This is a genomic window from Porphyromonas sp. COT-290 OH3588, from assembly GCF_000769075.1.
GTDB lineage: Bacteria > Bacteroidota > Bacteroidia > Bacteroidales > Porphyromonadaceae > Porphyromonas.
On sequence record NZ_JRFC01000011.1, the window covers coordinates 1 to 19,755 of the forward strand.

A 19,755-nucleotide genomic window follows, 5' to 3' on the forward strand; every position below is an offset into this window, starting at 1 on the left:
ATGTCGATACAATTAATTACATATTAAAGATAGTAATAATCAGAGATATATACAAAGTTTCTAACCGAAAAGAGGCAAAATGCCGTGCAACGGTCTCAAACGAGTTCGCCCCTATACTTTTTGAGATTCTATGACTAGCTAATTCATTTACTCAGGTACATAGATGATTTCGCCATTCTCAAGCTCGTAGGCAATGCCTACCTTGCGTCCTTTATTCCCGCTCTTCGTTTGGTCTTTGCTCGGGGTATATTTGTTGATTTTGTTACCCTCCTTGGTGATGATCTCCATGTTGTCCTTGCCGGGGTTCTTGACGATAGAGAAGTCCTCCTTGCCGAAAATCTCGGTCATGTTCATGTGCATCACCATCGCTACCATTAGCGACACGGCGAAAACCATCGCTACATCGAAGAGATTGACTACTACGCTTAGCGGATCTCCGTCGTCGGACTTGCCTAGCAGGCTGCGACGTTTGTTTTTTCTGCTCATGGTTTCTCTTAGTTAGTCAGTCGTGCAGACATTAGCTCTAGGGCATTCATCTCTTCAGCGTACCAGCGTTGCTTGTACTGCTGGGTTACTAGACCAACAAGGCTGATTACCAACCCCACGACTGTAGTGGCAAAAACGATTTGCATATTGTATGCCATGCCCTCTATATTGCCAGTGGAGAGCCCCATGAGTGCAGGTGACATAGAGATGAGCGTCCCGATAAGCCCAAGGACTGGGCCGACCTTAGCCAAGAGTTTGCTGGTAGATAGATCTCGATCGCTCTCTACCTCGAATTGGCTGAGCTGGTAGTCTACATCTGCTTGAGTGAGATTGGCTGTGCCTATGAGTGCTAGCGCATACTTGCCTATGAGGCTGGTCTTGATCCCCTCTAGCTCTGGACTCATAGCCCTGATGTCATGGCTGCTTTTTTGCTCCAGATTGAGCAGGGCGAGTCGGCTACGACGTCGGAGCATGAAGGTGTTGTAGAAACTGCCGAGTAGGATTAGTGCGCGAACAAATAGAATCAGCAAGATGATGATGTTGGGTATGAGCAGGCTGTTCGATACCCAGAAGAGCATTTGTGTAATAGTATTCATTTATCGTTTTGTTATTAGTCGTTTAAGTGAAGGTATCAGTCTGCCGAGGGTGAAGCACACGACGAATAGACCTAGAGCAAGTAGTAGACCACGCCAAGGTAATTCGTATTCGGGTGCAGCGTAGGTCATCTTGTCGTCTACCGTGGTGATCAGCCCTAGCACGAAGATGAAAAGCGATGAGAGGAACAAAATCTCTAGACGCATCTCTCGCTCGGGCAGTAGGTAGCGCATCAGCCAAGGCATTATGACGAAAAAGAGAGCCATACCGACAGCAAGGCCCAGAGATATATGGCCAAAGTCGATGCCGGGCAGCGCAAAGATCAGATTGGTCTGTGCGTAGAATAGGGCAGGGAATACGAGAAGAGAAGGGTAGAAAGTCAGGATCTCCTGTACCCAGTGCCTTAGTTTGGGGCAAGGGCGCTCCTTACCTTGATCTCGACGAAAAGAAACAAAGGTAAAGAGGACGAAGATCATAGACTCTAGCGTGACTAAGATAGCAATATACTCACGCAGCTCTCGGTTCTCGATATAGCCTCCTATCCCCGAGCGTGTCTGGCTAGATGCCAAGTCGGAGGTCATATAGAGGAATACCCCGACGGCTAGAGCGTAGACCCAGCTCACCCACCTTGGGGCATGGCTGAGCTTGACGCTGGCCACAAGACAGACGATGAGCATCAAGAATTGGACGATTAGCTCCATTGTAATCTACTATTAGGCTAGGTAGTTGAGGTATATTCGGAGTCTTTATAGATACACCGCAAGCGAAGCGAATAGCGTACGCCCCGGAGATACAGATGATGAGGCATTGACGCTCTTGGGTATGAAGTTGAGAAGGTTGTCGCCTCCCATCGTGAGCTTAATCTTATGCCTCCAATCGAGCGATGCCCCTAGACGCACTATGTTGTAGGGCTCGTAGGTAACTAGGGTGTAGTCGCCTAGATTCTGATCGAATAGAGCTGTAGATACGGCAGCTGAGAGGCGTGTCGAGGCATCGACGGATAGACCCCAGTCCTGCCAGCGGTGTACGTAGCTCAGCGTAGCCGTCATATTGTGCGGACGAGTAGGGACGGCGAGCATCTCTTGTCCTGCCTTGTTTTTGACCTTGAGCAAATCTCTGATGTAGGCATAGTCTAGGTTGAGGCGAAGCTGCTTGATGATCTGCCAGCGCAGGCTCAGCTGAGTCTGCCAGAGCTCCGAGATGCCTCGAGCATTGAAGAAGCGGCGTACACGTCCATTCTCTTCTTCTCGGTTGAAGATTTTGTTCGTGATACGATTGTAGGTTGCTTGCAGGGTAAGGTTGAGGTTATTGCCGATTTGGATTTCTGGAGCAAGACTAATCATACGGCTGACCTCGGGCTTTAGTTCAGGGTTACCTTTGATCCTAAACATACCATTGTGATCCCAATCCATGTGCAGCTCCTTGGTAGATGGCGAGCGGAATCCCTCCGAGTAACTCGCCCTGATGCGCCACTTAGTTTGCTTGTAGAGCATCGTTAGTCTAGGTGTAAAATGGCTGCCAAACTCCGAGTGGAAGTCTTCTCGGAAGCCGATCGTTGCCGATAGACTTGGCTTGATGCGCCACTCGGCCTGCCCATATAGAGCTATTGTAGATGAGCTGTAGACATTGCCCTCTGCATTGATGCGGTCGCCCGAAACACTCTCCCATACGGCATCGACGCCAGCATTGACGAGTACTCTATCTCGCCCGTCTTGTCCGAAGTTGTATTGTCCTCTGGCTCTATTGGTCCCCAGCTCAAAGAGTGGCAGATACTGATCCTTAGTTGCCGTATAATAGTAGTAGGAGTGAGTGTAGCCAGAGTGATTGTAGGAGGCAAAGATGCTGTGCCGAGCATTGGGAGCATAGCTAACCCTGCCGCCGAAGTCTGTACTGAGGTAGTGGTTGTTGATTTTGTCGTCCCAGTCCTGCATACGATAGCTGCCGTAGCCGTATAGAGTAGCGTCCCAACGGTTGTCTACGGAGCGATAGCGCAGCTTCTCGCCTACATTCCAAGTCTTACCGCCATGCACGACGAAGGGTTCTCCTTCTGTTTTGATTTTGTACCCCGTGGCATGGTTGAAGTTTAGGGTTGTCTGTGAGGAGAGGTCGCCGAACTTGAGCCCTAGCAGTCCGTGGTAGCGCTGAGCGCCCTCGCTGCTATAGTCGCCAGAGATTGTTCCCGAGAGCTTTTTGTGTACGTTTTTGGAGATGAAGTTGATGACACCCCCGATCGCATTGGAGCCATAGAGAGCCGAGGCTGATCCTCGAAGGATTTCGATGCGCTCAATGCTGGCGATATCTATTCGGTTCAGATCGACGGCTCCGTTGCCTTCGGAGTTGATCGGCTCTCCGTCTAACAAGAAGAGGACGTGGTCACCGAGCATACCCTGCACAGTAATGCGTGTCTGTGCTCCGTGCATACTGATCTGGATCCCGGGGATACTCATCTGTAGAATGTCGTTGATCGATCTGGGGTTCAGTCTGTCGATGTCTTGGCGTGTAATCAGCTGGGTCATTACGGGGACGCTCTTGAGTGTACGTGGAGCCAAGGTCCCCGTCACCACGCATTCGTCAAGATGCTGGATAGAGTCGGTGGGAGCGATAGCACTATAACTGGGGAATGTGGCTACCCCTGCCAGTAGAATCGCATATATATAGTGAAGACGCATAACAATCTATTAGGTCTGGATAAAGAAAATAAGAGGCTAGATAGAGTTTGCCATTAGGTAAAAGCCTACGTTACTCATCAACTAGCCTCTTGGTAAATACAATGTTGGTAATGTGTAGATGCTTATTTGATTAGGGAGGTGACTACTATCGCCTCCCTAATCTCTTCTTCGTCTTACGCTACTGATGAGGAGCATATTGCATCTTAACGTGAACGGTCTTGGCGTGAGCGTTGCGGTAGTCCACGATCTTGATCTTCACAAACTTGCCTTTTGCGGTGCGAATGAGATAGACCTTATTGGACAGTGTGAACTTAGCACCACCTCTACCGTGAGAGAAATCAATGGCTCCAAGCGTACCCTTGATGAAGATGGGTAGGCCGTTGGGACCAAGTTCAGGTTTGCCGTCTGAGCCGATCTTCACGGTTTGGAAGGTCGTCAGTAGAGGATTGGCTCCGCCCTTCTCTTGCTTGATATCATGTTCGCCCTTTTCGTTGTGAGTTTGGGTGATGATTTTGGTTTCCTTGTCCACCACGAAGTCCGAGGCGTTGGGCAGAGTCTTTAGTTCGTCTGTCACTTCCTTGAGGTCAGTAGCGAAGGCTCCTCCTTGTCCTTTGCCCGAAGCACCGCTGTTGGTGCGGATGTCGGTAAAGTGGAAGCCCAGATCCCATTCGTTGCTGTTCATAGGATCTGCTACCTCAACGAGCTTCCCTTGCTCGAGTGAGAAATACATCCACTTGCCATAGTCGGTGGCGTCGATGCTAACCTCCTTCATGGTTGTCTGCTTCTTGGGTTCGTCTTTCTTCTTGTCGCAAGATACTGCGAATACCCCTGTGGCTACTAGAGCCAGACTTAGAAATAACTTTTTCATTACGTTGTTGATGTTTGAGAGATAACTATTATTTTGATGAATGTTTATAGTCTTCGGACTTCCTGCATATACTAGGATAAATTTTCGTATATACGAAAATAATTTTTTGTATATACTCCGATAAATTTTCGCATATACGGAAATTTAGGGCTGTTTATTGCGTCTAATTACTCGCGATTTTTGCGCTTACGACGCAGCAGTAGAACTAGTGCGATGAAGATCAATAGAGATGCTCCTGCGACGATGAACCCATTGAAGCCCATAGAGCCCTTGTCGTCTTGCTCCAGCGTGCGTTCGTTCTTGCTCATCACGACGCCATCTTTGTTTGTCTGCTCGGTCGCTTCTCTGAGGGCCTGCTGCTTCTGCTGATACACCTTGGCTTGCTCAGGCGACAGACGCTGGGCGATGAATTGCTGTAGCTTTTGGTTGCTTGAGGCCATTCCTCCGCCGGTAGCACCGAATTTCTCGGTCAGATCCGTATGCGTCTTGATGAGTTGCTTGACTTCCTCTTCGGTCGCCTGCCACATTCCTTTGCGTATCGTTTCGAGCATCACGGCCGTAACCTCCTGCATGGCTCGAGGATTGACGCTCTCGTAGGTCTTGGGAATGTCGAGACCTAGCTTATCCTCCACATAGATTTGGTAGATCTCTCTCCAGAGTGCGTCCTCGATTACCTCGGGCTTAGCTACGTCCCAGCCGTATGTATTGGTCACAACTTCCGTTAGACGGCCAAGGCTAGAGGCTCCACCCTGCATCATCTCTTTGACGAAAGCAGGGTTGAGGATCGTTGTTCGGCTCTCCACTCCGATGGCTTCCTTGAGATCTTGCATACGGAAGTTATTGCGGTTGCGGTAGTCTGCGAAGTACGCATCAGGGTCTTTGCCCGTCACGTTGCGTACGGTCAGATTAAGTCCGCCCATAAACTCATATACGTGGTCGAGGCTCAGGGCTCCCCAAGTATTGCTCTGGCGTGGCTGTACCACCACATCGGTATTGGCTAGAGCGGCACGGAAGAGTGGCTTGCTAAACTGCCCCCATTCGTCGATCGTCGAGTAGGAAGCTCCCATATTATTGAGGTAGACCTCGGCGATTTCGCTGTCGTTCTCCCACTTGTCGCCGGCGGTAATCATCTCTTGGATACCTGTGCCGTACATACCATTGATGCCGCCGAATATACGCTTGGTCGAGAGTGCACGCGCTTCCTTGGGCGACATACCAGCATCTACGAGAGCCTTCTCCGTATTGATAGCCCCGTCCGCCACATAGTTGTCTTGCTCTTCCTTGGGGGCAGAGGCTGCTAGCTCTATGGCCTCGGTGATGAGCTGCAGGCGAGAGGCGGCTAGGTCACGGAATTGCCCCGAGGTCTGGATCACCACATCAATACGAGGGCGGCCAAGCTCCTTGGCGGGGATAAGGCGCAGATCCGATACACGGCCGAAGCTATCTCTTACTGGCTCGACCCCGAGCATATAGAGTACTTGGGCGATTGAGGCACCTTGGCTCTCGATAAATTCGCTGCTCCAGAAGGTGTAGCTTACCTTGGTTGGGTACTTGCCGTGGCGCTTCTTGTAATCCTTGAGTGTTTCCTCTACGAGTAGGACGCCTTTATTCCAAGCTCGCTCGCTTGGTGTAGACTCGGCACTGATAGAGTATAGATTGCGCCCCGTAGGTACGGCTTGTGGGTTGGCTACGGCATCGCCCCCAGAGCTTGGCTCGATGTAGCCCCCAGAGAGCGCATCGACGATGCCGTCTAGCTCGAGCTTTGGGCTGGCTGCGAGTGCTTCCTTATATCTCTGTACGTTGAGGATAGCACGCTCCGCTTCTAGGATCAAGTGTGCCTTGTCTAGCTCCTCCTTGCTCACGGCTTGCATCTGGGCATGCTGTTCGCCTCTAGCACGCTGGGCTTCCATCATATCGGATACTTTGGCTCCTGCGCTGTGCGTGCTGTCGGTCTTCTTGCCTCCGTGAGTATCGGCCGTCTTGTGGGCTTCTTGTGGCTTGGCCTGCTCTTGTGGCTTCTTGGTATGTTCGGGGCGAGTGCCGATTTTGGGGATCCAAGCTGGATGCCCACCTGAACTTGCCTTCTTGTTGCTCTTGGCTACTTGGGATTTGCCTGCGCTAGGCTTATTTCCGCCCATCATACCACGACGTTGCTTAGGGGCGGTCAGTTCTTTGGCTCGGTCAAGTTCCTCCTTCGATACTCCCGAGTAGGCGAGTACGAGGTTTTCGTCTGCTACCTTACCTGCTAGGATCTGCTCTACCAAGGCATTGGCAGGGGCGAGATACTTCTGGTGGAACGAACGCTTATTCTTCGTAAAGTCTTCCTTACCTCCTGCACGATGGGCGTCTAACTTGGCCTTGGCATAGGCGATGGGGTCTGCACTCATGGCTATAACCGTAGAGCGTAGTCGCTCTGGCGTGTAGGCTACTCCTGTGGTGTAGAGGGAAGCATTGACTTTCTCTGCCGAGATTTCTTCGGCGAAGTTGTCGATCTTCTCAATTTCCTCGTCTGTGTAGGGCTGTGAGGGTATGCTATCAAGTCTAAGCTCTCGGTGGATACCTAGTGCCATAGCATGCTTCTTGACGCCTAGTGATAGTGACTTTTTAGCTTCGCTAGAGTTCGCTTCAAAGTACTTGCGGATAGCGGTCTGTAGCTCGGCGTAGATACCTCTCGCACCACTTGGGTTGAAGGCAGGGGTGAGGTAGGAGATCGTAGTCGCATACGAGCGGCGTTTGGCCATCATGCTTTCTCCGATATTGCCAATAGTGTAGTAGTAGAAGTGTGGCGTGTCGCCTACGAGTTGATCGCTCCAGTCCGTTGTGCCGAGTGCTACCTGCTTACTAGGTGTAAACTCTAGGGAGCCGTGTGTACCGAAGTGCATCATCGCATCGGCCTCGAAGCGGTGACGAGCCCACAGATAAGCCCCTACGTATGGATAAGGGGGAGGCATTTTGGCACCGTGAGCGATGGCGAAGCTATCTGATCCGATCCCTGCCATGGGCTGAGGCAGTATGGCCACATTGCCATATTGCAGGCGTGATACGATCAAATGAGGCACGCCGTTCTCTTCGTGCGTCATGTAGACTCCGGGGGCATCTCCGTAGTCCTGCTTTAGTTGCTGTTGTAACTCTGGATCCAAGTCGCTGCCAATCCACTGTGCCAACTCATCGGCAGGGATAAGCTCTGGACTCACTTCATCGACGAACCGACGCATCTGCCCCTCGGCATACGGCTTGAAGACCTGCCCCTGAGCTGCGAGATCACGCTCGAAGTCTGCCACATTGCTGGGAAGACCATCTAGATTATATCCCTCTTGCTTGAGGCGCAGCAGTGTGTTGTAGAGGGAGTGGGCGGTTTCGAGCCCTTGAGCTGCTAGAGTTTCTTGTCCCGGTCCTTTGAAGAAGTAGATCGCTAGCTTCTTCTCTGCATTGGGCTTCTTCTTCAGGGCGATGAACTTATTAACAAGCGATGTGAATACCTTCAGCCTATCGGGCATTGCCTTGACTACCTCGTAGCCATCTTCGTTCTTTTCTTGAGTGAAGACCATATATGGATAGATGGCTCCGTCCAACTCGGGCATCACGATGGTCTGCGACATAAAGCCACCGACCATGCCCATAGGATTTTCACGCCACTCCTTGCGGCTCTGTAGCGTCCCTAGTGGTGTGAGCATTGGGGCATTGAGTTCCTTGAGGTATTCAACGCCACGCTCACCTTGCCCCATAAGCAGTCTGCCGTGGGCAAGGTATAGAATGATGTCGGGTTTGACTTCCTGAATGAACTCAAGCCTCTTGCTAAAGGAAGTGACTGGATACACGTTCAGACCCGACTGGCCGAGGCTGGAGATCAAGCTATCCAAGTTTTCCTTTGCTCCGCTAAAGGGGTCTGTAAATCCTCCGACGATGATGACGCTAGGTGCCCCCTCGTGGTAGTGTCCGCTTGAGCGTAGGTAGGCATCGAACTCCTCCTTAGTCTTGCAGGCTACTTGCTCATCGAGATGATAGTACACGTCGGTTGCTCCCTCGGTCCACTCCTCTGGTTCGGGAGCAAACCACTTCTTTTTGTCTACATATTTACGAATGTAGTAGGCTAGATTTTGATAATTTTTCTTGTTGCCTGTGTCTAGGTATTCGAGTATTCGGGTTCCCTGTACGGAGTCTAGCCCCATGATGTTGTTTTCTGGAGTTGTCGCATAGATGACTTGTAGCGGGAAGCCCTCCTCTGTCATCTGTGTGATCTTGGCATACTCCTCTTGCGACCAATTCAGCCCCATACCGAAGACGAGTACGCAGTCGTAGTCGTCGTATTTGTCTACCTCCTCTTGTTTGAGCTGCTCGTATTTGATATGGCTAGATTGGTTGGATAGTGCAATGCCCGTGGCTTGGAAGCCCGGGAAGTTGACTAGCGCAACTTTGGTTGTTGAGCCAAATTTCCCCCAAATCCATATCCCAGATAGGACGATCAATAGGGCTATCCCCAACTTAAAAAGTACTTTTTTTCTTAGCATTACAATGAAATTAATAGAGATTTCGGAGGCAAAATTAGCCAATCACATATGCCTTAGAAATACCTACATCAGGCTAAAATAGAGGCCAGTAGGCTACCAATTAGTTAGTAATGCTGGTGGCGATATTTGGGGCGCTTCCTTCTCTTGTTTTAGCAATATGCTGTTCTCTAGTGATTTGTGATTTCTGTGATTTGCTAGAGGCTACCTAAACTAAGGTAGCCTCTAGTGATTACTTGGTAAAAGAAACAGGGAGAAGAGCCTGATGGCTCCTCTCCCTGCGTTTGGGGTTTGTGTATCGTTATTTCAAACGATTAGCGACGAATACCTAGCTCCTTGATGATAGCACGATAACGCTCGATATCATTGTGTAGTAGGTAGTCGAGCATGCGACGACGCTTACCGATGATCATCTTGAGTGCGCGCTGAGTGCTGTAGTCCTTGTGATTCTTCTTCAGGTGCTCTGTTAGGTGAGCGATACGGAAGGTGAATAGAGCGATTTGGCTCTCGGGGCTACCTGTGTCAGTGGCGTTCTTGCCATACTTCTCGAAGAGCTCAGTCTTCTTAGCTGAATTTAGATACATTCGTTCTTTATATTTAATAATGAAACCTTAATACCGCTCCCGCCTCACTGAGCAAGACGCTTGCGGATCGTGGCTGCAAAGGTAAGGATTTTATTTCTTAAATCTTTCATCTATCACACAATTATTTCTTTTATAGCTCCATTGGCTCCGCAAATCGCCCATAAAACTCTAGATGTTCGTTAGCGATACATCGGCTGGAGAGGTGGGCGACGCTGCTTTGACAAACCTCTTGACTCATCTCTCGCTGTATGTGTGGCTCTAGAGCGGCGAGTATTTGCTGGGCGAACGCCTTCGTGTCGTATGCCTCTACGAGGTAGCCATTCTTGCCGTCTTGGATAATATCCTCGGGGCCAAAAGACCTAAAGCTCACCACGGGGCAACCAGAGGCTAAGGCCTCCGTGAGGGTCTGTCCGAAACTCTCGAAAAGCGAGGTTGATAAAGTGAGGTCGGCGAGTTGATAGAGCTGTATCATCTGCTCAGCTTGACTGATGGAGCCTAGCGGACGAGTGTCGATACCAAAGTCATCGCCTCTGCCGTCTGCCTTGATCTTACCAACTAGTAGTAGGGTTAGATGCTTGCATTTCTCAGGAGCGATGATTCGTAGCTGTTGGGTAACCTCTTTGAGTAGCTCGAAACCCTTGACGCTATCATCGAGCCGAGCTGCTGCTACCAATAGATACTTACGGCTAGGGTCGTACCAAGATGGAGTAGGTAACTCAGATACTTGTCTATACTTCTCTAGGTCTATTGGAGGGGGTATGACGATTGGCCTCTTCCCGTACATTATGAAGCTCTGCCCGAATAGCTCGGCCTCTCGGTGGCTAACAGCGATGTAGTGAAACGGACTTCGTGCGAGAAAGGTTTTGCGCCTGCATACTTGAGCCGATAGATCACCCCTTCTATTAGATGATAGTAGAGGACAGGCTCCGCAGCCAGTGGTATAGCTGTGGCATTGCGCCAGAGTATTCTCCCCGAAAGATAGAGGTAGGTGACATAGCCCAGTGGCAGGCCATAGGTCATGTAGCGTCCACACAATAGGCTTACCCAATAGGGCAAGTCTGCGAAGCCCTGTGAGGCTTAGATAGCCTTGGTTAATCCAATGTAGATGCACTACATCAGCCCAGTCTACCCACGGATGTCCACTCACGTCGAAGCCCATATTCGCTGTGGAGATGCGCCATAGATGCTCCCGCCTCCCTCCGCTGTGAGCGAGTATCTCCAGCCGTTCGCCTGCGAAGTAGATGTCAGCACGAAGCCTATCCCAGAGGCTTTTCTTGACCCAATCTATCCGATCGTCCGTGATGCTGGGAGCATTGAGTAGGAGCAATCGTACATCAGCTCCAGCAGAGCATAGTGCCTCGAAGAGCCTACGACAGGCGTGAGCCGCTCCTCCGCCCTCTAGGGTGCGTGATATGAGCAATATCTTCATCGCCACAAGCCGTATTTGTTTTGGACGAACTCTCTAACCTCTGGTATTACCCCGAAGGGCAGGATAGCTAATAGGGCAGACACTCCCAGCACGACCGAGCGTAGTGCCATATCTAGCCAAGGAGAGCCAAGGTCGGGCAGTAGCTCGTGGGCTAACAGCATAGACAGCGTAATGGGCAGGACAATCAACATACGCTTGGAGAGCGGGTGGATACCTAGTCGCCAGCTTAGAAGTCCTTGCTGTAGGCCATAGCCCACGATTGCTGTGATGAGAGTCGACATCGCTGCGCCCATAGTCCCGAAGATGGGAATGAGGAAGAGGTTAGCTATAAGGGCGACGATGATGAGCGACAGTGTGTAGTAGAGATTCCAATGATAGTAGGGGGAACAACTGACGATAGGGTGGCTCGCCGTGAAGGTTACCTCTACGAGCTTCGCCAACCCGAGGAAGAGAAACGTGTTTTTGCTCTCTAGATAGCTCGCTCCTGCTGGCATAATACTCAAGATATTGTCCATATTGCACCAGATCCCAAGGAAGATGATGAGGCTTGTCAGGAGCTGATAAAACGAAACTTGCTCGTAGATGAGGCGTGTGCGTGCATAGTCCTTGTGCTTCATGACCGAGGCAATGCGTGCAGTGGCGATGCCGATGATCGCCCGTGTAGGACCCTCAACGATAGATACCATGAAGAAGGCCACGGTGAATACAGCCACAGATGCTAGTCCGTCCCGATCGACGAAGGCTAGGAGAAGGAGATCCATACGCCCAGCTAGAGTAGTGCCGACAGTGGCCAAGAAGGCTAATAAGGTATATCGCCCGAAAGTGCGCTTTAGTTCTGGGGTAAGGAACGATTTGTCATGCCGAAAGTTGAGCCTCGTTAGGCGACTTAGATAGGTTAGACTTGTGAGCATACTTAGCCCGTATGCCAGTACAAACAACCCGATAAACTGGGGGAAGCTGACCCAGCCTAGGGCATAGATGATGTAGGAGGTAAGGAGCAGTAGTCTGAGTATGAGCTCACGTATGGTTTTGGGGACGAATAGCTTGAGTAGCTGTATGCTGTACAGCTCCGAGATGGTCCAGAGTGTAAGTAGTAGAGTCAAGGGAATGACCCATAAGTAGTAATCTACGAACATTGCACTATTCCTCTCGAATAGGGCTGTGATTGGCTCGCGCAGGAGGTAGTATAGAGGTAGAGTGATACACGACCCAAGCAGTGCCACTAGGCTGATGTGGCGAAAGAACCCATGATGTATGATGCTACCCCGGCCAGCCCCGAGCGAAGCCTCGTCATAGAAGTAGGGGAAAAAGCGGCTGATTGAAGTGGTTAGCCCCAGAAGACCAAAGCCCGAGAGTAGGGTAGCGACCTCGACAAGCAGGCGAGTTAGCCCCACTTCCTCTGGTGTGAGGTAGTTGGTTAGTATGAAGAAAGTCGTCAGAAAGCCAACTGCTACACCTATATAAGTGACGATAGTCCCCTTGAGGCTCTCTTGTGCTACTATATTGGCCATACCTAGTGTCGCTCTATCGGTTGCGATGATCTCGAGAGCAGGTAGAAGTCTGCCAATACGAGGCAAACCATAGCCTCTACTACGGGGACAGCACGAGGCACGACGCAGGGGTCGTGCCTGCCTCTTGCGCTTAGGCGAATCGTCTCGGCATTGATATTAGCACTCGTTTGCTCCTTGGCGATCGTAGCCGTAGGCTTGAAGGCAACCTTTAGTCTAAGCCTCTCGGAGTTGCTGATGCCCCCAAGGACTCCACCCGAGTGATTGGTGCGGTGGTTGATGCCCCCCCCCTCGGTCGTCATCTCATCATTGACGAGACTACCTCTAGAGCTAGCCATTGCCCAGCCATCACCTAGCTCAAAGGCTCGAGCAGCATTGATCGAGAGCATCGCAGAGGCCAGCCGAGCCGATAGTTTGTCGTAGATGGGTTCGCCCCAGCCAGTGGGTAGCCCTCGTGCGATACAGCTAACTACTCCTCCCACGCTATCTCCATCGGCTTGCACTCGGTGTATCTCCTCTTGCATCAGACGGCTCTTCTCTACCTCTGGGCAGCGAACTATGGAAGCCTCTATCTCCGCTCTCTGTATCTCGTCTAGATACCCTTGGGTAAGGGTAACTCCTCCGATAGAGCTCGTATAGGCCAGTACCTCGACGCCTAGCGTAGCGAGTAGCTGTGCGGCTAGAGCTCCAGCCACCACTCGTATAGCCGTTTCTCGTGCCGAGGCTCTGCCTCCCCCTCTAGCATCACGAATGCCGTACTTGGCTTGATAGGTGTAGTCTGCGTGTGAGGGGCGAAATACAGAGGCTAGGGCGTCATAGTCCGACGAGCGTTGATCTTGATTGCGGATAATGAAGCCAATGGGTGTGCCGAGGGTTTTACCATTAAAGATACCCGAGAGGAACTCAACACGATCTTCTTCTCTGCGTGTGGTGCTCACGGACGACTGGCCGGGCCTGCGGCGCGCCAAAGCCGCTTGTATGGCTTCGAAATCTACCGATAGACCAGCAGGCATTCCGTCCAAAACGCCCCCGATAGCTATGCCGTGGGATTCGCCGAAGGTTGTCAGCCTAAGTATCCGTCCGAATGTATTCATCTAAATGTGCTGTAAGCTAATTTATAGCCACAAAAATACACCAAACTCTCCGCCAAGCCAAGGGCCGAGTTGGAGGTTTACCACTCAGACTATGGCTTTTGTCAGATTAGGTGTTTTTACTGCGTTACCGCATCGTTTGGTCGTAGACCAGCATTCTTTTGGGCGATCCAGTCTTGCAGTGTGATTTTGGTGAAATGCTCGGTACGAAAGTCGTTGATTAATGGAACGGGCCTATCGTACTCTGTGTGACTATATGTAAAACCGCACTTCTCTTGTACTCGTTGGGATTTTGTATTGCCTTCGAAGTAACCACACCAAACAGCTGTTTGTCCTAGATCCTCAAAGATATGCCGTAGGAGCTCATTGACGGCTTCGGGGATTAGACCCTGCCCCCAAAATGGTTCTCCAATCCAGAAGCCGATTTCGCACTCATCGTTGGCCATGTTCGCACTATAAACTTCGCTTCTTAGAGTCATAATCCCAATGCTACCGATTGCTTCCTCGGTTTCTTTCATCACAATTGCATAGGTATTGGGGGCAGACAAAACAGTTTTGATTATCTCACGGCTATTCTCAATGCTTGTGTGTGGAGGCCAGCCTGCAGCAGGCCCGATGCTGTGGTTTTGGGCATATCTATAGAGCGCTTCTGCATCACTTTCTTGCCAAGGCCTCAAGATTAGGCGTTCGGTTTGTAGGTTCATCCTTTGTTGTTACTACGATTGGGAAAATTTGTATGTAAAAGTAACTCTTTCCTTGTTTATATGCTATTGGCGATGTCCCCAGTCAGCTAGCTAAGGCTTCTCGTATGTAATCGTTGTTGTGTGCTATTGGCATGATATCTCTTGATAGCGCTTTTTAATCTTTTGCGTTAAGATGTGTAAATGCTTTGCCTCGTTTTTTGGTGAAGTAGATGAACTATTCTCGAAGTTTGATTGAGCTGTCTAATAAAATTGAAGGGCTGATTTTTGAGGATTGATGGATTGGTCTTGGGCGATGTGTCCCCCAATTCTGTAAGATTGATGGGAGGAAATGTTGAGATTCGGGCTTCTTTTAAGTAGAATTACTTAAATATATGTTTTATATGTTTGTTTTACAGTGTTTTATTGAGTCTTTGTTTTAGATGCTTGTTTTTGTGTGTCAGGTACTAAGTGCCAAAACGAGGTTGAGTGCCGTGTAGAGCTTTCTAGGGGCCAAATACGAGGTTTGCATATTTTCATCTACTCCCAGCCGTGTTTTCCCACCAATATCCGCAAGTTTGACCCAAAATATAAATCGGGCCTTCGCGAAAGCGCATTGATTCCTCGCCCTAGCTGTGTGTCATTATTCTCCAGCTGGGCAAGGACCTCGCTTTAGGCCTTGGCTCTAGCGCCCTCTATTGCAGCATTGCTTGCCTTGGCATAGCTAGAGCTAGCTCTCCCTTGCTCTCGACCTATGCAACCCTTGTTTTTGCTTATTCTGAAGAACTCAGAAGGGGCTATGGCAAAATCAAATCTGCCATAGCCCCTTCCCCTAATTCTATTGTCGTTCCCCTTAGGCTAGAGATCTCTGCTGGCGAAAGTATCTCCTAGCTCAAAGTTGCCCGTCGTGTAGCCGAGTTTGAACCATTTTGCTCTTTGAGCCGATGTCCCGTGTGTGAATGAGTCTGGTACAGTATAGCCTTGAGCTGCTTTTTGCAGTGCATCATCTCCAATGGCTTGAGCTGCTCGTATAGCTGACTCTAGATCCCCCTGCTCGAGAGCAATAATGCCCATTTTGGAGGCGTAGTGTGCCCACAATCCGCCGAAGAAATCTGCTTGCAGCTCTAAACGAACACTCAGAGCATTGTATTCCTTCTCACTTATCTGGCCACGCAATCTGTGTACCTTGTCGGTGATGCCCAGTAGATGCTGTACATGATGTCCCACCTCGTGGGCCGTCACGTAGGCCATTGCTAATTCACCCGGAGCTCGAAAACGCTCTGCTAGCTCACGGAAGAAACTAAGGTCGATGTAGACCTTGTTATCGGCAGGACAGTAGAAAGGGCCCATAGCGCTAGATGCGCCACCGCAGGCCGAGGTTGTTTGGTCGGTAAAGGCTACAAGTGTAGGTTTCTCGTACCTCTGCCCCAACTCTTGGGTGAAGATGCGCTCCCAAACTTCGTTGCAGCTGTTGAAGACTCTTAACGTAAAGGTTTTCCACTCCTCGTGTTCGTTTACCCTCGTGGGGTCTACGACCTCGGTCTGTGAGCCACCATTGCCCATGCCTCCTACGACAGAGTCTGCCATTTGGAGCATCTGCCCCGGGTCTTTGCCCAGCAGCAGGGATACTATCACGATGACGATACCAGCTATCCCTCCTACGGCGAGCTTGCCACCACCGATGCGACGACCTCTTCGATCCTCGAAGTTGCTGTTGTCGTCATTGTGTCTAAGCCATTTCATGCCTCAATCTCCTATTTGTTTATCGTTATACTGCACACTTATTCTATATGGGTTTAGCTCTCTGGAGCAGGCGTCCAGCCCTCGGCAGGCTTCGCTGGCTTCCCCATTAGGGTCGCCGAGGTGGCCGACTCTACTACGACCTGTACATACTGTCCCACTCGATAGCCTTGCTTGTCGAAGACTACCACTTTATTCTGCTGGGTGCGCCCGAATAGATGTTCGCGGCTACGCTTGCTGAAGCCCTCTACCAGTACCTCTACGGTCTTGCCAATATCCCTCTGATTGCTTTCGAGTGATAGCTGATTTTGCAGATCTATCATCTCGCTTAGGCGACGTAGCTTGACGTCCTCGGGTACGTTGTCGTCTAGATATTTGGCGGCGTACGTGCCGGGGCGCTCGCTGTACTTGAACATGAACGAGGCATCGTAGCCAACCTCACGCATCAACTGTAGTGTCTTCTGGAAGTCCTCCTCGCTCTCGTCGTGGAAGCCGCAGAATAGATCACTGCTGATCGCACAGTCTGGCATCACTGCTCTTATAGCTTCTACACGATTGAGGTACCACTCACGTGTGTAGCCTCGCTTCATTAGTTTGAGGATATGGTTGCTGCCAGACTGGGCAGGGAAGTGGATATGGCGACAGATGTTGGGGTACTTGGCCATCGTCGCAATTGCTTTGTCGTCCATATCTTTGGGGTGAGGCGAAGTAAAACGTATGCGCATACCCGGTACTGCCTCGGCCACTGCGGCCAGTAGATCGCCAAAGTCGTATGTGCGCTCTGCACTCTCGTAGCGATAGGAGTTTACGTTCTGCCCCAGCAGTGTTACTTCTCGGTAATTTTTGCTTTCGAGGTCCTTGACCTCTCTCAGTATGCTTTCGATCTCTCGGCTGCGCTCACGCCCTCTTGTGTAGGGGACGATGCAGTAGGTACAGAAGTTGTTGCATCCACGCATGATAGACACGAAGCCAGAGATGTGCACGCCGCCGATCTTTAGGGGCATCACGTCCTTATAGGTCTCTTGTGTGGATAGCTCTACATTGATGGCTTTCTCGCCACGCTCTACGGCGCCGATGAGATTTGGCAGATCAAGGTAGCTGTCTGGCCCTACGACGAGGTCTACTCCGTGCTTGTCTATCAGCTCTTCTCGTACACGCTCGGCCATACAGCCTAGGATACCGAGTATCATATTGCGTTTGTGCTTGCGGCGGATAGCATTGTAGTACTCGATGCGGTTGAGTACTTTCTGCTCGGCATTGTCCCGAACAGAGCAGGTATTGATCAAGACAGCATCGGCCGTTTCGGCATGCTCGGTTAGGTAGAACCCGTCCATCTGCATGATGCTAGCCACCACTTCGCTGTCTGCCACATTCATTTGGCAGCCGTAAGTCTCGATAAAAAGACTTTTTTCCGTCTTAGACTGATCGGATTTAGAGTCCGGAGTCTGGGTTTGATTCATAAGAGTAAAACGTTTAGTTAGATGAATTTTCTCAAAACTTTTGCAGAACAAAAATATTCTTCCTATATTTGTGCTAGGAAAATGTAAGATTTTTCATAGTTAAGGTTTTGGTTAAATAGGTTGGAGCAAGCTGGGAAGTTTGCTCCGCTTTTTTATGTATCTCTACACCTAGTATGAAGTAATTAACCAACTGCCTCAAATATTCCTTACAGCCCTGCTCTGTTACGAGATAAAATACTTAATTTTGACGGCATAAAATTAATAAAACTTACGGACTTGCCTCTAGGAGTTTCTTATCGGTGGTTTGGTTAATATAGTTTCGATAGTATATAACGAAGGGATCGGAAACGAGGGGTTGGGTCTGCGAGCACCGAGGATATATAGATTACTTATTATTATAGTATTGCTATGGCTTTGAAATTTATCACTGCAGAAGAGGCTGCAGCAGTTGTACAGCACAACGACAACGTTGGCTTTAGTGGGTTCACGCCTGCAGGCTGTCCCAAGGTAGTACCCGAGGCTCTGGCTAAGCGAGCACAGGCAGAGCATGCCGCTGGACGAGAGTTCAAGATCGGCATGTTTACCGGGGCAAGCACAGGCCCTCATCTCGATGGTGCTCTTGCTCGAGCTGGTGCGGTTAAGTTCCGCACTCCTTACCAGTCGAATAAGGATATGCGCAATGCAATCAATGCCGCAGAAGCTCCTTATTTCGACATGCACCTCTCTATGCTTGCCCAAGAGATGCGATACGGCTTCCTCGGCCCAGTCAATGTGGCCATCGTAGAAGCAGCAGACGTTACTGAGGACGGCGAGATTGTGCCTACTAGCGGTGTGGGTATCTTACCTACAATCTGCCGTATGGCAGACAAGATCATCGTTGAGCTCAATGATCGTCACCCCAAGGAGATCCGTGGTATCCATGACTTGTGCGAGCCACTAGATCCTCCCTACCGTCAAGATTTGGGCATTAATAAAGCAGACGACCGTGTTGGGCAACCTTTCGTCAAGGTAGACCCAGCCAAGATCGTGGGGGTAGTACGCACTAGCGAGCCCAACGATGAGAGCGAATTTGCTCCACTGGACGAGGTAACCAAGGCTATTGGCGACAATGTAGCCAAGTTCCTCGTGAGCGAGATTGAGGCAGGGCGTATCCCCGCAGAGTTCTTGCCCCTACAGAGTGGTGTCGGTAATGTTGCTAACGCTGTGCTCGGTGCCCTAGGAGATAATCCTAGTATCCCTGCTTTCAATGTCTATACGGAGGTAATTCAAGATGCGGTGATTGGCTTGATGAAAAAGGGTCGTGTCAAGTTCGCTAGCGGTTGCTCGCTTTCTGTGAGTCGCCCAGTGATTCAAGACATCTATGCCAACCTAGACTTCTTCAAGGATAAGCTACTTCTGCGCCCTCAGGAGTACTCCAACAATCCCGAAGTCGTGCGCCGCTTGGGTATTATCACGATCAATACAGCTCTTGAGGCAGATATCTTTGGCAATGTCAATTCGACCCATGTTAATGGTACACGTATGATGAACGGTTTGGGTGGCTCTGGCGACTTCACTCGCAGTGGCTATCTATCTATCTTCACGACCCCATCGACAGCCAAGGACGGCAAGATCAGTGCTTTCGTACCTATGGTATCTCATCATGATCACAGCGAGCACTCCGTCAAGATCTTTGTGACGGAGTACGGAGTGGCCGACCTACGAGGCAAGAGTCCGCGCCAGAGAGCCGAAGAGATCATCGAGAACTGCGTACACCCAGACTACCGCCCTCTACTGCGTCAGTATCTAGAGCTAGGCGTCAATGGTCAGACACCTCAGTGTCTAGATGCTTGCTTTGCGTTCCATAAGCAGATTGCCGAGACGGGCGATATGCGAGATGTAGACTGGAGCAAATATAGAGGTTAGTTATCTCTCAATCCATCATCATTAGATGGGCAGGCTGTCGGGATTTATATCTTGGCAGGCTGCCTATCCTTTTTATAGGGAGCAGAGGCTGTGCATGGAGAGCGCTCCATATCTTAGACGATGATGTGTCGTATATGGAGACTATTGCGCAATGCACCGCTCAAAGGTTCTTGTATCTTTCTCGGTGTTTTTTGCGTGTTTGAGCGGCTTGGGGAGCCTTGAATACTATCCCCCTA

At 50.3% G+C, this 19,755-nt stretch carries 14 protein-coding genes; 1 reads left to right on the plus strand and 13 read right to left on the minus strand.

The features are described from left to right. Window positions 1–147: 147 nt before the first annotated feature. The 13 genes from HQ48_RS01470 to miaB form a co-directional block, all read right to left on the minus strand. Window positions 148–486: a DUF2149 domain-containing protein gene (locus HQ48_RS01470; RefSeq protein WP_044190346.1), complete on the minus strand. Its 339-nt coding sequence runs from the start codon at window positions 484–486 to the stop codon at window positions 148–150. Between the two features lie 8 nt (window positions 487–494). Then, window positions 495–1,082: a MotA/TolQ/ExbB proton channel family protein gene (locus HQ48_RS01475; protein WP_044231356.1), complete on the minus strand. Its 588-nt coding sequence runs from the start codon at window positions 1,080–1,082 to the stop codon at window positions 495–497. After that, window positions 1,083–1,781 (minus strand): hypothetical protein, encoded by a 699-nt coding sequence (locus HQ48_RS01480; protein ID WP_044231357.1) that lies wholly within the window; start codon window positions 1,779–1,781, stop codon window positions 1,083–1,085. A gap of 45 nt (window positions 1,782–1,826) precedes the next feature. Then, window positions 1,827–3,749, minus strand: a complete 1,923-nt coding sequence (locus tag HQ48_RS01485) for a TonB-dependent siderophore receptor (RefSeq protein WP_044231358.1) — start codon at window positions 3,747–3,749, stop codon at window positions 1,827–1,829. Window positions 3,750–3,927: 178 nt separating this feature from the next. Then, a complete protein-coding gene (locus HQ48_RS08955; RefSeq protein WP_052408920.1) occupies window positions 3,928–4,617 on the minus strand; it encodes an HmuY family protein in 690 nt (229 codons plus the stop codon). 167 nt (window positions 4,618–4,784) lie between these two features. Beyond that, on the minus strand, window positions 4,785–9,125 hold the full coding sequence (locus HQ48_RS01495) for a cobaltochelatase subunit CobN (protein ID WP_044231359.1): 4,341 nt from the start codon (window positions 9,123–9,125) through the stop codon (window positions 4,785–4,787). A gap of 311 nt (window positions 9,126–9,436) precedes the next feature. Then, the gene (gene rpsO / locus HQ48_RS01500) at window positions 9,437–9,706 is read right to left on the minus strand and encodes a 30S ribosomal protein S15 (RefSeq protein WP_044190360.1); all 270 of its coding nucleotides are present in this window, start codon (window positions 9,704–9,706) and stop codon (window positions 9,437–9,439) included. 130 nt (window positions 9,707–9,836) lie between these two features. Then, window positions 9,837–11,135 carry a glycosyltransferase gene (locus HQ48_RS01505; RefSeq protein WP_052408921.1) on the minus strand — a complete coding sequence of 433 codons (1,299 nt, stop codon included), beginning with the start codon at window positions 11,133–11,135 and terminating at the stop codon, window positions 9,837–9,839. Continuing rightward, on the minus strand, window positions 11,132–12,646 hold the full coding sequence (locus HQ48_RS01510; RefSeq protein WP_044231360.1) for an oligosaccharide flippase family protein: 1,515 nt from the start codon (window positions 12,644–12,646) through the stop codon (window positions 11,132–11,134). The genes HQ48_RS01505 and HQ48_RS01510 overlap by 4 nt, the downstream gene beginning before the upstream one ends. A 2-nt stretch (window positions 12,647–12,648) precedes the next feature. Beyond that, complete coding sequence (gene aroC, locus HQ48_RS01515; RefSeq protein ID WP_044231361.1) at window positions 12,649–13,737, minus strand: chorismate synthase; 1,089 nt, start codon at window positions 13,735–13,737, stop codon at window positions 12,649–12,651. Between the two features lie 116 nt (window positions 13,738–13,853). Then, window positions 13,854–14,438: a GNAT family N-acetyltransferase gene (locus tag HQ48_RS01520; RefSeq protein WP_044231362.1), complete on the minus strand. Its 585-nt coding sequence runs from the start codon at window positions 14,436–14,438 to the stop codon at window positions 13,854–13,856. An 834-nt stretch (window positions 14,439–15,272) separates the two neighbouring features. After that, window positions 15,273–16,157 carry a neutral zinc metallopeptidase gene (locus HQ48_RS01525; protein ID WP_044231363.1) on the minus strand — a complete coding sequence of 295 codons (885 nt, stop codon included), beginning with the start codon at window positions 16,155–16,157 and terminating at the stop codon, window positions 15,273–15,275. A gap of 53 nt (window positions 16,158–16,210) precedes the next feature. Continuing rightward, window positions 16,211–17,614: a tRNA (N6-isopentenyl adenosine(37)-C2)-methylthiotransferase MiaB gene (miaB, locus tag HQ48_RS01530; protein WP_044231364.1), complete on the minus strand. Its 1,404-nt coding sequence runs from the start codon at window positions 17,612–17,614 to the stop codon at window positions 16,211–16,213. Between the two features lie 408 nt (window positions 17,615–18,022). On the opposite strand from miaB, the gene HQ48_RS01535 reads away from it, so the two are divergent. Beyond that, window positions 18,023–19,519, plus strand: a complete 1,497-nt coding sequence (locus HQ48_RS01535; protein ID WP_044231365.1) for an acetyl-CoA hydrolase/transferase family protein — start codon at window positions 18,023–18,025, stop codon at window positions 19,517–19,519. Window positions 19,520–19,755 lie beyond the last annotated feature (236 nt).